The 14,616-nt window shown below is 64.4% G+C and carries 15 protein-coding genes and 1 pseudogene; 9 read left to right on the forward strand and 7 right to left on the reverse strand.

The annotated features are described in order from the left end of the window. Nucleotides 1-85 precede the first annotated feature (85 nt). Both AUC69_RS11830 and AUC69_RS11835 read left to right on the forward strand, forming a co-directional pair. Nucleotides 86-1,303, forward strand: coding sequence for a tetratricopeptide repeat protein (locus tag AUC69_RS11830; RefSeq protein ID WP_069442333.1), 1,218 nt, complete (start codon nucleotides 86-88; stop codon nucleotides 1,301-1,303). Between the two features lie 66 nt (nucleotides 1,304-1,369). Next, nucleotides 1,370-2,569 carry a FecR family protein gene (locus AUC69_RS11835; RefSeq protein ID WP_069442334.1) on the forward strand — a complete coding sequence of 400 codons (1,200 nt, stop codon included), beginning with the start codon at nucleotides 1,370-1,372 and terminating at the stop codon, nucleotides 2,567-2,569. A gap of 158 nt (nucleotides 2,570-2,727) precedes the next feature. Here AUC69_RS11835 and AUC69_RS17105 read toward each other — a convergent pair whose 3' ends face one another. Beyond that, entirely contained in the window at nucleotides 2,728-3,120 is a 393-nt protein-coding gene (locus tag AUC69_RS17105; RefSeq protein WP_141700760.1) for a hypothetical protein, read from the reverse strand. Nucleotides 3,121-3,245: 125 nt separating this feature from the next. Here AUC69_RS17105 and AUC69_RS17995 point away from each other — a divergent pair, with 125 nt between their 5' ends. Next, nucleotides 3,246-3,431: a hypothetical protein gene (locus AUC69_RS17995; protein ID WP_204377321.1), complete on the forward strand. Its 186-nt coding sequence runs from the start codon at nucleotides 3,246-3,248 to the stop codon at nucleotides 3,429-3,431. On the opposite strand, the gene AUC69_RS18000 is transcribed toward AUC69_RS17995, so the two are convergent. Continuing rightward, complete coding sequence (locus AUC69_RS18000; protein ID WP_204377322.1) at nucleotides 3,428-3,631, reverse strand: hypothetical protein; 204 nt, start codon at nucleotides 3,629-3,631, stop codon at nucleotides 3,428-3,430. The genes AUC69_RS17995 and AUC69_RS18000 overlap by 4 nt on opposite strands. Before the next feature lie 487 nt (nucleotides 3,632-4,118). Here AUC69_RS18000 and AUC69_RS11845 point away from each other — a divergent pair, with 487 nt between their 5' ends. From AUC69_RS11845 to AUC69_RS11865, 6 genes and pseudogenes are all read left to right on the forward strand, one after another. Beyond that, nucleotides 4,119-4,892 (forward strand): FecR family protein, encoded by a 774-nt coding sequence (locus tag AUC69_RS11845; protein WP_083239386.1) that lies wholly within the window; start codon nucleotides 4,119-4,121, stop codon nucleotides 4,890-4,892. Nucleotides 4,893-5,211: 319 nt separating this feature from the next. Then, nucleotides 5,212-5,367 (forward strand): hypothetical protein, encoded by a 156-nt coding sequence (locus AUC69_RS18005; protein ID WP_204377323.1) that lies wholly within the window; start codon nucleotides 5,212-5,214, stop codon nucleotides 5,365-5,367. Continuing rightward, on the forward strand, nucleotides 5,364-5,567 hold the full coding sequence (locus tag AUC69_RS18010; RefSeq protein WP_204377324.1) for an Hsp20/alpha crystallin family protein: 204 nt from the start codon (nucleotides 5,364-5,366) through the stop codon (nucleotides 5,565-5,567). The genes AUC69_RS18005 and AUC69_RS18010 overlap by 4 nt, the downstream gene beginning before the upstream one ends. A gap of 174 nt (nucleotides 5,568-5,741) precedes the next feature. After that, nucleotides 5,742-8,067, forward strand: a pseudogene (gene lon, locus AUC69_RS11855) (endopeptidase La). Between the two features lie 7 nt (nucleotides 8,068-8,074). Next, on the forward strand, nucleotides 8,075-9,013 hold the full coding sequence (locus AUC69_RS11860; protein ID WP_069442336.1) for a patatin-like phospholipase family protein: 939 nt from the start codon (nucleotides 8,075-8,077) through the stop codon (nucleotides 9,011-9,013). A 38-nt stretch (nucleotides 9,014-9,051) separates the two neighbouring features. Then, nucleotides 9,052-9,336: a hypothetical protein gene (locus AUC69_RS11865; protein ID WP_083239400.1), complete on the forward strand. Its 285-nt coding sequence runs from the start codon at nucleotides 9,052-9,054 to the stop codon at nucleotides 9,334-9,336. A gap of 7 nt (nucleotides 9,337-9,343) precedes the next feature. On the opposite strand, the gene AUC69_RS11870 is transcribed toward AUC69_RS11865, so the two are convergent. The 5 genes from AUC69_RS11870 to ccoG are packed head-to-tail and all read right to left on the reverse strand — an operon-like array spanning nucleotide 9,344 to nucleotide 14,516. Next, nucleotides 9,344-10,237 (reverse strand): hypothetical protein, encoded by an 894-nt coding sequence (locus AUC69_RS11870; protein ID WP_069442338.1) that lies wholly within the window; start codon nucleotides 10,235-10,237, stop codon nucleotides 9,344-9,346. Continuing rightward, nucleotides 10,237-10,395: a cbb3-type cytochrome oxidase assembly protein CcoS gene (gene ccoS / locus AUC69_RS11875; RefSeq protein ID WP_069442339.1), complete on the reverse strand. Its 159-nt coding sequence runs from the start codon at nucleotides 10,393-10,395 to the stop codon at nucleotides 10,237-10,239. Before ccoS ends, AUC69_RS11870 begins: the two co-directional genes overlap by 1 nt. Then, nucleotides 10,392-12,569: a heavy metal translocating P-type ATPase gene (locus AUC69_RS11880; RefSeq protein WP_069442340.1), complete on the reverse strand. Its 2,178-nt coding sequence runs from the start codon at nucleotides 12,567-12,569 to the stop codon at nucleotides 10,392-10,394. Before AUC69_RS11880 ends, ccoS begins: the two co-directional genes overlap by 4 nt. Further along, nucleotides 12,487-13,083, reverse strand: a complete 597-nt coding sequence (locus AUC69_RS11885) for a FixH family protein (protein WP_069442341.1) — start codon at nucleotides 13,081-13,083, stop codon at nucleotides 12,487-12,489. The genes AUC69_RS11880 and AUC69_RS11885 overlap by 83 nt, the downstream gene beginning before the upstream one ends. Next, nucleotides 13,080-14,516: a cytochrome c oxidase accessory protein CcoG gene (ccoG, locus tag AUC69_RS11890; protein WP_141700762.1), complete on the reverse strand. Its 1,437-nt coding sequence runs from the start codon at nucleotides 14,514-14,516 to the stop codon at nucleotides 13,080-13,082. The genes AUC69_RS11885 and ccoG overlap by 4 nt, the downstream gene beginning before the upstream one ends. Nucleotides 14,517-14,616 lie beyond the last annotated feature (100 nt).

Raw genomic sequence — 14,616 nt, forward strand, 5'->3', positions numbered from 1 at the left:
TGCCTGTCTCGTTGCGGGCGGGACGGTACCTACCTTCGCTGCGGAGGCCGGCCTGGAGTCACGCCGCGAGACCTTGTTGCGGGAAATGCTCGCGCGCCCCAACGACCTCGACCTCGCTTTTGAATATGCCAAGCTCTCCTCGGATGCCGGCGACTACGAAGGCGCCATCTCCACCATGGAGCGCATGCTGATCTACGCGCCCAATACACCGCGCATTCAGCTCGAGCTTGGCATCCTCTATTACCGCCTCGGCGCCTATGACGTGGCGCGCAGCTATTTCGAGCAGGTCTACGCCAATCCGAACGTGCCGCGCGACATCGCCGACCAAGTGCGTCTCTATATCCAGCAGCTTTCGATCGCCGCCGACCCGCCCGCCTTCTCCGCGTCGATCTTCAGCGCCATCCGCTACGAGACCAACGCCACGGCCGGTCCCGGCACCAACAGCGTCACGCTGAACGGCATCGACTTCACCCTCGACGATCAGGCGGTGGGCAAGCCCGGCTGGAGCGCGCTGAATATCGGCACCCTGCACTACTCCTACGATTTGAAGAAGCAGGGCGACCGTATCGAGTTCGACTTCCTCGCTTATTCGACGGCCTATTTCGACAACGACCTGTCGGACATCGATCTCGACTTCTTCGAGGTCACGCTCGGCCCCTCGTTCAACCTGAAGCGCTGGGGCATGAATTCGAGCCGGCTGTATGTCTACGCGATCGGCGATCTCGCCTATCTCGGCTACGACAACTATTTTCACGCGCCCGGCGCCGGTATCCGCTTCCTGAGCTTCGCCGCCGAGCGCAGCGTGCTCGATGCACGAATCGAGACCCGCATTCGCGAGTTCAACGACTCGAGCGAGCTGCCCACCAACTCGTTGCGCGACGGCCCCCAGACCCGGGTCGGCGCCACCTATTCCTATTACTTCACGCCCGGCTTCGTCGGCACCGTTCAAGGCTATGCCCAGCGCGAAGATGTCGAGGCGGACTTCTATTCCGATTGGGAAGTGGCCTTCTCCGGCGGCTTCGCCTGGACCTTCGCCAACCCGCTGTGGCAGGGCAAATATCCTTGGACCTGGCAGCTTGGCGGCGGAATGATTCGCCGGGACTACGACGATCCCGACCCGACCATCGACATCACCCAGGCCGAGCAGGACGATATTTGGTGGACCCGCACGGCCCTAGTGCTGCCGGTGGCCGAAACCTGGGCCCTGGTCCCACAGGTTGAATATCGCGATCAGAGTTCTAACTATGATATAAGGACGTTTGACAATCTGACCACTCTTCTCGGGGTGCAGAAGAGGTTCTGAGGGATGACGGCAACATACTCGTCTGCTGACGTGGCCGGCTCGCGCGGGACGCGCACGGCTGCCCTTATGCTTGGCCTGGTTGTCGGGCTCACCGCCGGCCTTGGCGCGGCCGTCGGCCCGGCCCAAGCCGAGAAGGTTGGCGTCGCCGCGGCCGTCAATCCGGACGCCTTCTCCAGCCTGAGCGGCACGCCCAACAAGCAGCTCAGCATCGGCAAGAACATCTTCTACAGCGAGCGCATCAACACCACGGCGAGCGGCCTGGTGCAGGTGCTGCTGCTCGACGGCTCGACCTTCACGGTCGGCCCGAACTCCGATCTCGTCATCGACAAATTCGTCTACGACCCGAAGAAGAAGACCGGCGAGATGATCGCCACCTTCTCCAAGGGCACCATGCGCTTCATCGGCGGCAAGCTCTCCAAGAACGAGGGCGGCGTCACGGTGAAGACGCCGTCGGGCGCGCTCGCCATCCGCGGCGGCATGTTCCAAGGCAGCACCTCGCGCGGGATCTACTCCTTCCTGTACGGCCACTCGCTCACCTTCAGCGGCCGTAACGGACAGTCCCAAACCATCTTCCAGCCCGGCTATTCGTTCGACTTCTCAGGGCACGGCTCCAATATCCGGCCGACAACCCGCGCCGATATCAATGCCATTCTTGTCGCCTTGACCAATAAGAATACGAACTGGCAGGTCGGTGGAAATGATACGGCTCGCGCTGCAAGCGCGACCCCTGACGCGACTAATTTTTTCAGCGAGGGCGAGCCTGATGAGATTATCAGCACTGCCACTGCGACGCGTCTGCAGGACGATATTCTAAATACGTTGGGCAAGCTCAAGACGGCGTCTACGCAGACCCCCACGGGCAACACTACGTCGCCCAATGGTGGAACGCCTGGAGGCGGGACACCTGGCGGCGAAGAAGAGCCGCCGGTTAGAACCTTTAACGGTTACGCTGCAGGATTCCGTTTGAATGGTTCTCGGGAACCAAGCTTGGTAGCGAATCTTTCGCCACAAGATTTTCAGCTAGCCCTGCCTCCGGATAGTCCCGACGGTGTCACCGCTGGCCTCAAAGTCAAGGAGTTTGACCCGACAAGTTTTCTCAAACTCCTTGCTGGTGGATTAGTATCGACGAGTTATGACATGAGCTTTGGCGGAGCGACTACGTCAATGACTATTCATTCTCCGCACCTAGCAACCCAGAAGCCGGTGTCGCAACACGGATCCTGGTTTGGGATATTACAACGACGGGTTCCGCTCAAGGCGCGATAGCAAGTGACGTTTCCCCGGATGGGCTTTGCGAGTCGTGCGACTTCATCAAATGGGGCGCTTGGGCCAATACAATTAATTACAAATATGGGCCTTTTAAATTCACCGATGCGCTGAATGGTTGGTGGGTCGCGGGCGACATCTCCTCTGATGACGATCTTTCACCTCTCCAGGGGGAAGCTACTTATCAGGGCCATGCGGTTGGTAATGTCGCCAACAAAATTGGGCGGCGAGAGTGGGAAAGATATGTCGCGACCGGCGACATGAATATGACCTGGAACTTCGGTACCCGGGACGGTCGGATTGACATTACGAATTTCGACAATCGGAGTTTCGGGGGCCCGCTGTGCGGTGCAAATGTGTTGTGCAGCAATAACCAATTCGCTGGACCACTCTCCGGCGCGGGCGACTTGAAGGGCGCCGCTATTGGTTCCTTCGTAAACAATGGTCCGGAAAAAGCTGCCGGGGTCATCGGCAACTTTGGTGTTGGAAACAACAACTGGAAGGCTAACGGCATCTTCGGCGGAGCCGTGTGCCATAAACGTGCCGAGCAATCGGCCTTTTTACCTACCTACCCCTTGACCAGCCTCAAGGTCATTCCCTCGCAATCCTGAACAGTGATAGCCATCTCGCGCCTGCTCTCTTCGGGCGCCGTTTCCGCACGCTTAGGAGACTCCCCATGCGCGCCACACCTCTTGCTTCTCTGGCGTTCGCCGCCGGCCTCGCCCTTCTCGTCCCCGGCATGGCCCTCGCCGAGCCCACCGAGATAACGATCCGTGTACTGAGCAAGGACGGCAAGTTCGTCGGCACCAGCATGGGCGGCGCCCGCGTATTTTGCGCGACGCCGACACCGGAGAGATTCTAGCGCAAGGCGTCACGGCCGGCGGCACCGGCGACACCGCGCGCATCATGCATGAAGACGGCGGCCGCCGTGCCACGCTCTCCGACGACAGCGCCGCCAAGTTCACCGCCACGCTCAATCTCGATGAGCCCCGATTGCTCGAGGCGGAGGTCATTGGGCCGCTCGCACAGCGCCAGAGCGCGGGCCGCGCCACCGCCACCCATTGGGTCGTGCCGGGCAAGAACATCACCGGCGGCGACGGCTGGGTCCTGGAGCTGCCTGGCTTCGTGGTCGACGTGCTGGCGCCGCCGGCCCATGTGAAGCTGCCGCCGGATACGAACACAGTGGCCGTGCGCGCCAACGTGGCGCTGATGTGCGGCTGCCCCATCGAGCCCGGCAAGCTGTGGGATGCCGACGCGCTGGAGGTCGGGGCGATTGTCATCCGCAATGGGAAGCGCTGCCCCCCCGTGGCGCTCAAATATGCCGGCGAAACCAGTCAGTTCTCGGGCAACATTTCCGTCTTCGGCGCAGGCTCTACGACGTCACGGTCTATGCTTATAACCCGGCCAACGGCAATACCGGCGTGGACCGGACGACTTTCATTGTGGCAGAAAAATGAACGAGGAATCAGATACTTAAAGCGTAGGTTTGGGGGTTGCCCGCCCCCTTGCCCGTCCCCATATAGCCCTGGTCACGATTGGACGGGGACCCATGCAAACATCAGTGATCCTGCCGACGTCGGCCGCTTTCGCGGCGCTCCTATTTTCGAGCCTTGCCGCCGAGCCGAGCCAGGCCGGAGAGAAGATCGGCGTCGCCGCCGCGGTCACCCCGCAAGCCACCAGCCAGCCGCCGGGCGGCGCGAGCAAAACCCTCAAGATCGGCAAGTCCGTCGTCTACAACGAGCGCATCGCCACTTCTGCCAACGGCGTGGTGCAAGTGCTGCTGCTCGACGGCTCGACCTTCACGGTCGGCCCGGGCTCGGATCTCGTGATCGACAAATTCGTCTATAACCCCAGCACCGGAACGGGCGAGTTGGCCGCCAGCTTCTCGAAGGGCGCGCTGCGCTTTGTCGGCGGCAAGCTGTCCAAGAACGAGCCCGGCGTGAAGGTGAAGACTCCCGCCGGCACGCTGACCGTGCGCGGCGGCATCTTCCAAGGCATCGTGCGCAGTTCCAATCAGGCCGTGTTCGCGTTCGTGTTCGGCCACCATCTGTCGCTCAACCGCCATGGCCGCCGCTATACGCTCAACCAGTCCGGCAATCTCTTCGCCATCGGCAATGCCGCGCGCCGATCATGCGGCCGACCAACGCCGCCGACACCAATCTCATTCTCGCCGCCGTCTCCGGGCGCAGCTTCGGCACGAAGCTCTATCGGGTCAAAGGCACTGGCTGGCCGTTCTATTACGGCATCCAGCCCACCGGCCGGTACCCCGACGAGCCTTTCATCAAGGAGCTCTATTACGACGGGCCGTTCACGGGGCGTCTGACGCGCGTGCCGGTGCCGACGGTTCCGAATAATATCCCCCACGTCACGCCGCACACGCCGCCGCCGCCCATCACCAACCCGCTGCCCCCGGTCACGCATACTCCGAACATCACCGCGCTGCCCGAACTGCTAGCGAGGTCAGCCTCTCGGCCTCCGGCGTTCTCGAGCCCTTGCACCGCGGCCTCATCGTTCCCAGATAATGGGACCGCGCGGCCCAGCCGGTCGTCGGGCCTGCCACTTGACCTGCCTCATTCTCTAAGGCTTTTGCTTGACGTTAACATCGGTCGGGCAAAGCGGACGGGAGACCACAGCGAGGCGCCATGCGTGACCCAAAACATCTGATGTTCGCGGAGGCCTGCGCCCTCATCAAGCAGGCCGAGCAGCTTCACCGCCAGTTCTTCGAGCCGTCCCGCGAGGCGCGCGCACGGCCCGCTGGGAGCCGCCTGTCGATGTCTTCGAGACCGAGCGGGAGTTGACGATCATCACGGCGCTTCCCGGTGTCGCACCCGAGGATGTCCGCGCCGAGATTGAAGGCCAGACCCTGATCATCACCGGCACGCGGCCCCTGCCGACCGCCGGGCGCCGCGCCAATATCGTGCGGCTCGAGATTCCCTACGGCCATTTCGAGCGGCGAATCTCACTGTCGCGCCGTCATCGAGCTGCGCCCGCGAACTGAAGAATGGTTGCCTGGTGCTCACCTTCACTAAGGCTGGCTAACCTTAAGACAGAAGTCCGGACCATGAACGACGAAGAACAAAGCTTGAAGATGCAGGACGACGCCGGCGCGACGGTGCCGGCGGCGGAGCCTTCGGGCGGCACCGCGCCTCATCCGGAGTTGCCGGAAGGCGCGATGATCCTGCTGCCGACACGCAACGCCGTGCTCTTTCCGGGCATCGTGGCACCGCTCACCCTCGGCCGGGCTCAGTCCATCGCCAGCGCCCAGACCGCGGCCCAGAGCGACAAGCCGCTCGGCATCCTGTTGCAGAGCGATCCGTCCGCCGACCACCCTGGCCCCGACGATCTTTATCGGATCGGCACGGTCACCGAGATCATGCGCTACGTGACGGCGCCCGACGGCAGCCATCATGTGGTCGTGCGTGGCATCCGGCGCTTCAAGGTGCTGGAGTTCCTCTCCGGCTACCCCTTCCTTGCCGCCCGCGTGGAGGAGATCGGCGAGAGCGAGGTCAGCTCGACCGAGCTTTCCGCCCGCGTCCATCAGCTGCGCGAGCGCGCCCGCGAAGCCATTGCCCTGCTGCCCAACGTGCCGGCAGAGATCGCCGGCGCCGTCGAGCAGTTGCAGTCGCCCTCGGCGCTTGCCGATTTCATCGCCAATGTGGTCGACATCTCGCCGACCGAGAAGCAGAAGCTGCTGGAGACCCTCGACGTCTCCGAGCGCATCGACAAGCTGCTGCGCGAGCTCGCCCAGCAGATCGAGGTGCTGCGCCTGTCCAAGCAGATCGGCGAGCAGACACAGGAGTCGCTTTCGGGCCGCCAGCGCGAGCACATCCTGCGCGAGCAGCTGCGCCAGATTCAAAAGGAGCTCGGCGAGGGCGAGGAGGGCCAGGCCGAGATCGCCGAGCTGCGCGAGGCGATCGACAAGGCCGGTATGCCCGAGGAGGCCGAGAAGCAGGCCAACAAGGAGCTGAAGCGTCTGGAGCGCATGCCCGAGGCGAGCGCCGAGCACGGCATGATCCGCACCTATCTCGATTGGCTGATCGAGCTGCCCTGGTCGAAACTGTCGGACGACCGCATCGACATCGCCGAGGCGCGGCGCATCCTCGACGAGGATCATTACGGCTTGCCCAAGGTGAAGCAGCGCATTCTCGAGCATCTCGCCGTGCGCAAGCTGAACCCGGAAGGCAAGAGCCCGATCCTGTGCTTCGTCGGCCCGCCCGGCGTCGGCAAGACCTCGCTCGGCCAGTCCATCGCGCGCGCCATGGGCCGCAAATTCGGCCGCATCAGCCTTGGCGGGGTTCACGACGAGGCCGAAATCCGGGGCCACAGAAGGACTTACATCGGCGCGTTGCCCGGCAATATCGTCCAGGCGCTGCGCAAGGCCGAGACCCGCAATCCGGTTCTCATGCTGGACGAGATGGACAAGCTCGGCCAGAGCTTCCATGGCGACCCGTCCGCGGCGTTGCTGGAAGTACTTGATCCGGCACAGAATTCCACCTTCCGCGACAATTATCTTGGCGTCCCGTTCGACCTGTCGGGCGTCATGTTCGTCGGCACTGCCAACGTGCTCGACCAGATCCCGGGACGCTGCGCGACCGCATGGAGGTCATCGAGATCCCCGGCTACACCGAGGAGGAGAAGGTCGAGATCGCCAAGCGCTATCTGGTGAAGCGCCAGCTCGAAGATACCGGCCTCACCCCGGAGCAGTGCGAGATTACCGAGGACGCGATCCGAGCGGTGATCGAGGACTACACGCGGGAAGCCGGCGTGCGCAATCTCGAGCGCGAGATCGGCGCCATCTGCCATCACGTCGCCATGCGCGTGGCCGAGGGCAAAGAGACCCGCATGCGCATTGAGGCGAAGGATCTCCACGAGATTCTCGGCGCCCGCCGATTCGAGAACGAGGTGGCCATGCGCACCAGCGTGCCCGGTGTCGCCACCGGCCTTGCCTGGACGCCGAGCGGCGGCGACATCCTGTTCATCGAGTGCGCCCGCGTGCCCGGCAAGGGTGGGCTGATCCTGACCGGTCAGCTCGGCGACGTGATGAAGGAAAGCGCTCAAGCCGCGCTGTCCTTGGTGAAGGCGCGCGCGGCAACCCTCGGTATTGATCAAAGCCTGTTCGAGAACTCGGACATCCATTTGCACGTGCCTGCCGGCGCATCCCGAAAGACGGCCCGAGCGCCGGCGTCGCCATGTTCATCGCCCTGACGTCTCTCCTCACCGGCCGCACGGTCAAGAGCGATACGGCCATGACCGGCGAGATCTCGCTGCGCGGCCTCGTGCTGCCCATCGGCGGCGTCAAGAACAAGGTCCTGGCGGCGGTGCGCGCCGGCATCACCACGGTGATGCTGCCCGCGCGCAACAAGAAGGACTACGAGGACGTGCCCGAGGCGGCGCGCGAAGCGGTGCGCTTCGTCTGGATGTCGACGGTCGATGACGCGATCGAGGCGGCGCTGGAGCCCGCGGCCGAGACCGCCGGCGCCATCGCGTCCGCCGGCTGACCCCACCGTGCCCCCCGGCCCTGCCAAGCCAACCCATAAAGTCGGACTTGCACTTGGTAGCGGTGCGGCGCGCGGTTGGGCGCATATCGGCATCATCGATGGCCTCGTGGAGGCCGGCTTCAAGCCCAGCGTGATTTGTGGAGCGTCGATGGGGGCGCTGGTTGGCGCCGCATACGTGGCCGGCCGGCTGCCAAACTTGCGAAATTGGGCAGAGGCCGTGAGCTGGCGCGAGATCATGCGCCTCGTGGACATTCGCCTGTCCGGCGGCGGCGTGGTTGACGGCAAGCAGATTGTCACCTTCTTGCGCGGCCTGGACATCTCGGCACCCATCGAGAGCTACCCGAAGAAATTCGCCGCGATCGCCACCGATCTCGTGACCGGACGCGAGATCTGGCTGCAAACCGGTCCCATCGACGACGCGGTACGCGGCGTCGATCACCTGCCCGGCATTTTCCGGCCCCATAAGATCGGCGATCAATGGTTGCTGGACGGCGGCTTGGTCAATCCCGTGCCGGTCTCGACCTGCCGCGCTCTGGGGGCCGAGATCATCATCGCCGTGAACCCCAACGGCGACCTCCTAGGCCGACGCTTCAAGGCCAAGCCTCCCAAGGCTGGCAGCGAATCCAAGCGTCCGTCCAATGACTTCTTCGCCCAGCTTCATAGTCAGATGCCGGCCTCGATCCGGCAGCAGATCGACGTTCTCGCGCCCAAGCTGCTGCAGCCGGAGGCGCGCAACCCCGGTTATTTCCAGGTGATCGCCACGGCCATCAACATCATGCAGGATCACATCACGCGCACCCGTCTTGCTGGCGAGCCACCGCACGTGCTGCTGGTGCCGCGCCTGGCGCATGTCGGACTGCTGGAGTTCAACCGCGCCAAGGAGGCGATCGACGAAGGCCGCGCCTGTGTCGAGCGCGCGCTGCCGACCTTGCGCGAGTATCTGTGAGCGCGGGCATGTGGCCCGCGGCAAACCGGGAGCGAACCATGAGAAGCATTTTCTGCGCATCGCTTACGTTGATGCTGATGCCGAGCGCCTACGCCGCCTCATTGCCGGGCGACAGCGCCGAGGGCAAGCGCTTGCTCGACGCGAACTGCATGGAGTGCCACCAAACCGATGTCTACACCCGCAAGGATCGCAGCGTTCAGTCGCTGGAGGGGTTGAAGGAGCAGGTGGCCAGCTGCACGCATATGGCAAAGAAGGACTTCTCCGCGAGCGAGATGCAGGACCTCATCAAATATCTGAACGATACGTTCTATCACTTCGAGTGAGCGCGCTCTAGCGCAGCAACAGCCCCGGGAAGTGAGAGTTGCACGCCATTACATGGGTGATGGCCGCGCGGTCATATTCGTCGCCCGACCGGTAACGGTCGAAATAGGCATTGAGCGCATCCACCCGGTCCGGCATGGCGACCACGGCCTGCAAACCCACCGAGACCCCGTAATTGGCGAAGGCGATCCGCACATGCGGCAGATAGGGCTCGCGGGCGAAATAGCCTTCCTGCATCCACACGCGGTCCAGCATGTCGAGCGAGCGCCGGCGCTGGATCACCGCCCAGTCCTCGTCCGGGAAGAACTGCGTCATCCATAGCATCATGCCGAGCCCGAGATCCTGGGTGATGGCGAGCTCGCCGGCGATCTGATCGATGATCGTCTTCATCTCTGCGATCTCCGGCGCCAACGCCGTCTCGTCGAGCAGCCGGTAGGACACATAGCCGTCGAACGCATCGAGTGCGCCGAAGCCGTAGCCGGGATACGGCCCGCTCAAGTCTTCTTGCATCTTCCAGACGACGCCGCGGCCGGGGATCACGAAGGGTCCATGAATATCGCGGGCGAGCGCGACGCCCTCCTCGCGAAATTTTGGATCGAAGCGCCCGAGCACGTGGAGCGCATAGAGCCACATGGCGAGATAATGGAAATACTGGCCGTCGCGGTCGGGCTCCTCGCCGATGCGGATGCCACGCTTACGCCCCAACACACGCTTGACCTCCGACACGACCCACAGGGCCTCATCGAGATATCTCTGGTCTTTTGTCGCTTCGTAGAGCGAGGCGAGCAGGACGACGCCGAATGCGTCCGTCCACAGATAGCGCAGGCCGTTCGGCCAAATATGCTCGGCGCGCAACCATGCGAGCTTGCTCAGGACGGTGTCGATGTCCTGAAGCCCCCGCATCAGGTGATCTCGTCGTCCGGAGGATCGTCCTCGAGCGCGCGATAGGCAGCGCCCTCCATATCGTCGAACTGGCCCGAGCGCAGCGCCCACAGGAAGGCGCCGAGGCCGAGCGCACCCAACACAAGCGCGGCGGGAATGAGCCAAGCGAGCGCCGTCATGACCGCCCTCTCCCCGCCAGCCGCGCCGCGTTGAGCGTTACCAGGATCGAGGAGCTCGACATGACGATGGCCGCGATGAGCGGCGTGACGAAGCCGGCCATGGCGAGCGGCACGCAGATGATGTTGTAGACCCCCGCCACGCCGAAATTCTGAATGGCCATGGCGTGCGCGCGCTTGCCCGTGCCGATCGCCTCGGCCACGGGCGCCAGCTTCGCGCCTTGGAACACGAAATCCGCGGCGCGCTGGCTGAGATCGGCGGCCGTGGCCGGTGAGATGGAAGCGTGCGCCGCAGCGAGCGCAGGCGCATCGTTGAGGCCGTCGCCCGCCATCAGAACCTTGTGGCCCTCATCTGCGCGCGCCTCCAGCCAGGCAATCTTGCCGGCGGGCTTGAGCTCCGCGTGCCACGTCTCGATACCGGCATCGCGCGCAGCTGCTCGCCGCGGCGGTCCGGTCACCCGAGAGCAGCGCCACCGCGAAGCTTGGCGTTTCAAGGCCGCCACCGTCTCGGCCGCGTCCGGCCGCATCGTGTCGACGAAACGGAATCGCACGGGCCGACCATCGCCCTGCCGGTACCAGACCTCGGCACCTTCACTCTCCTCGCCCTCGGCGCCGCACCACGCCGCCGAGCCGAGACGTGCTTCCCCGTGCGGCGTCATGATTGCCAAGCCTTCGCCGGGGGTCTCAGCCACATCCCGAAGCGGGCACGACCGCGCCGAGCCGCTGCTCCGCGCCCGCGACCAGGGCCCGCGCGAAGGATGCCGGCTGGCTGCCGCCAGGGCCGCCGCGCGCGCCAGCAAATCGTCGGAAACCGCCTCGTTATCAATGAGTTGTGGCTTGCCGAGGGTGAGCGTGCCGGTCTTGTCGAACACCACCATGTCGATCTCGGCGATGCGCTCCAGCCCATCGGGCGCCTTGACCATGATGCCGCGGCGGAACAGACGGCTCGCAGCGGCGATCTGCACCGCAGGGACGGCCAGCGCCAGCGCGCAGGGGCAGGTGATAATGAGCACGGCAATGGCATAGGTGAGTGCCGTCTGCCAGCCGGCGCCGAACGCCAGCCAGCCGAGAAAAGTCGCGAGGCCCAAGCCATGCACGGCCGGCGCGTAGATTTGCGCGGCACGGTCGGCGAGCCGACGGTAACGCGCCTTGCCCTGCTCCGCCGCCATCATCAACCGGCTGATCTCCGCCAGCAGCGTCGCGGTGTCGGCGGCGGTGACCTCGATCTCCAAAGCCTGCGTCAGGTTGAGGGTTCCCGCATAGACTTGGGTCCCGGCGGCGACGGTGGCGGGCGCCGTCTCACCCGTGATGAAGACTCTGTCGACTTGTCCCTTACCCGCCGACACGACGCCGTCGGCGGCAACCCGCTCGCCCGCCGCGACTAGCAGGCGATCGCCCGGCCGCAGCGCATGGGCCGCCACTTTGCGGCGGGTCCCGTCCGCGTCGATGACCGTGGCGACGCCGCCCTGAAGGCTGAGCAGATTTTGTGCCTCGCCGCGCGCCCGCACGCGCAAGGACTCGTCGAGATAACGGCCGACCAGGAGGAAGAACAGCAGCGTGACGGCGGCGTCGAAATAGACCTGCTCGTTGCCGAGCATGGTTTGATACAGGCTCATGCCCGTCGCCAGAATGATGGCGAGCGAGATTGGCACGTCCATGTTGAGGCGATGGCCCTTGAGCGCGGCAACGGCCGAGGTGAAGAAGGGTTGCCCGGCATAGACCACGGTGGGTAAGGCGATCAATGCCGACAGCCAGCGGAACAATCCGGCGAGCGCCGGGTCCATGTCGCCGCCCTCGCCTGACCAGACGGCGATGGACAGAAGCATGATGTTCATGGCGGCAAAGCCCGCCACCGCCACCCGCCGCAGCAGATATTTCTGCCGCGCATCGCCGCGATCCTGCTTCGCCGTCTCGATCGGCGCGGCGGTGAAACCGATGCGGTCGAGCGCGGCGATCACATCGACTTCGCTGGCGCGTCCCGGATCGTAGGTGACGGTGACCCGCTTGGCCGCGAGCGATGCCCGCGCGCTTATCACGCCCGGAACGCGCAAAGCCGCCCGCTCCACCGAGCGCAGACACGCGCCGCAATGCATCTCATCGACGGCCAGAACAAGAGTATTTGGCGAGACGTCCGGCACCTGCGCGGCGAGAGCCGCCGGAGGCACGTGGGCGGTCATGGCCGGTCAGCGACGAACAGCGCCGCTTGAGGCGGTAGCTGGCTTCACCCTCCGCGCCCGCGCGCGAGGCAAGCGAAACGATCCACGTCCCCGGTGCGAGCGCGACGTCCGTCGCGTAGACGCCGGGCGAAACTTCGACGAAGTCGACGGCGCGGTCTTCCCGGTCGGTGGCCGGCCGGCTCACCTTGGCATCCAGCGCGAGATTGGTGACCGGCACCTGCGCCTCATCCAGCACGCTCAACGTCAGGCGTCCCTGGCTGTCGTCATAGGCCATCTCGGTTTGCCAGCCGAGCGCCGCTTGGCGCTTTCCCGCCTCGATCGTCTCATTGTAGTTCAGACCGCTGCGGTAAGGGTCCGGCCGATCGCCGCCGCTGAAGGTGTCGAGAGCGTAGTAGACGAGCAGACTATTGGCGGCGAGCATCACCCCAAAAAACACGATGAGCCCCATGAGTACATGGCGCCCCTCGATGCCGTTGGCGAACCAGCCTTGCAAAAAACCGCCTTCAGACTTCATCGCGGCGGCCCCTGGAATGTCGCCCCATGCTCGGTCCGCGCGCCACTGGCGATATCGGTGATCACGAAGGAGAACGGAGTCGCCGCCGAGGTCAGGGCCTTCACGCCAGGCTTGTCGAGGGTCAGATAGATTCGGACGGACTGGAGGTTGTCGGGAGGCACCGGCACCACGGCGCCGCCCTCATGTCCGATCAGATCGAGCGTGGCGCCCGGCAAGCCCTCCACGCCGATGGAGAAGGCCCGCGGCAGATAGAGCTTGTTGAGCAGCTTGATCGTGTAGCCATTGCGGACGCCGCCGTCGGATAACCGCACGTAGAGCGGGTTGCGGTCATGCAGAACATTCACGTCGAGCTCGGGCCGCGTCAGGAGCGCGATGAGCATGATGATGGCGACCGCGGCCATGGCGACGGCATAGAGGATGACCCGGGGGCGGAACAGATTGAGGGGCTCGGCGCCGACATCGCCCGCCTCGAGATTGCGCACCGTATCGTAGGCGATGAGACCGGTCGGCCGGTTCACCTTGGTCATGATCTCATCGCAGGCATCGATGCACAGCGCGCACTGAATGCATTCGAGCTGCGGTCCGTTGCGGATGTCGATGCCGGTAGGACAGACGGCCACACATTGGCGGCAGTCGACGCAATCACCCCGCCCGTCCCAGGTCTCGCCCTTCCGGTGAGGACCGTGCGGCTCACCGCGCCACGTGCGGTAGGAGATGAGCAGCGAATCGCGGTCGAACATGGCACCCTGGATGCGGGGCCACGGGCACATATAGATGCAGACCTGCTCGCGCGCGATGCCGCCAAGCACATAGGTCGTCGCCGTAAAGATGCCGACGAACAGATAAGCCGTCGTCGGCGCGTCGAAATCCCAGAATTGTTTGGCAAGCGTCGGTGCGTCGGCAAAATAGAAAACAAACGCGCCGCCGGTGGCGATAGCGATCAGCAACCAGGACAGATGCGTCGCCGCCTTCCGCCACAGCGTTTCGAAAGACCACATATGTTTGTCGAGGCGAAGCCGCGCGTTGCGGTCGCCTTGCCAAAAGCGTTCGACCGCGATCATCAGATCGGTCCACACCGTCTGCGGACAGGTGTAGCCGCACCACACGCGCCCCGCCACCGAGGTGACGAGAAACAAGGCGAGCGAGGCGAGCACCAGCAGGCCGGTGATGTAATAGAATTCCTGGGGCCAGATCTCGAGGAAGAAGAAGTAAAAGCGGCGCGCCGGCAAATCGATGAGCACGGCCTGGTCGGGAAGGTAGGGCCCCCGGTCCCAACGAATCCACGGCACGAGATAATAGATGCCGAGCGTCACGGCCATGACGATCCATTTGACCGTCCGGAATGTCCCGTGGGCCTCCTTGGGGTAGACCTTGACGCGGCCGGCATAGAGCGAGCGGCCCTCGCCCGTGACCGTGGGCGTGTCGCTCCGCATGACGCCGGGCGCAGCTTCCACGGGGGCTGAATCCCCATTGCGCCCACTAGGCGCGCTGGATCGTTCTTGCACTTCGGTCATAGTCACAACGAGAGCCTAG

This window comes from Methyloceanibacter superfactus (assembly GCF_001723305.1).
In the GTDB taxonomy this organism is placed as follows: domain Bacteria; phylum Pseudomonadota; class Alphaproteobacteria; order Rhizobiales; family Methyloligellaceae; genus Methyloceanibacter; species Methyloceanibacter superfactus.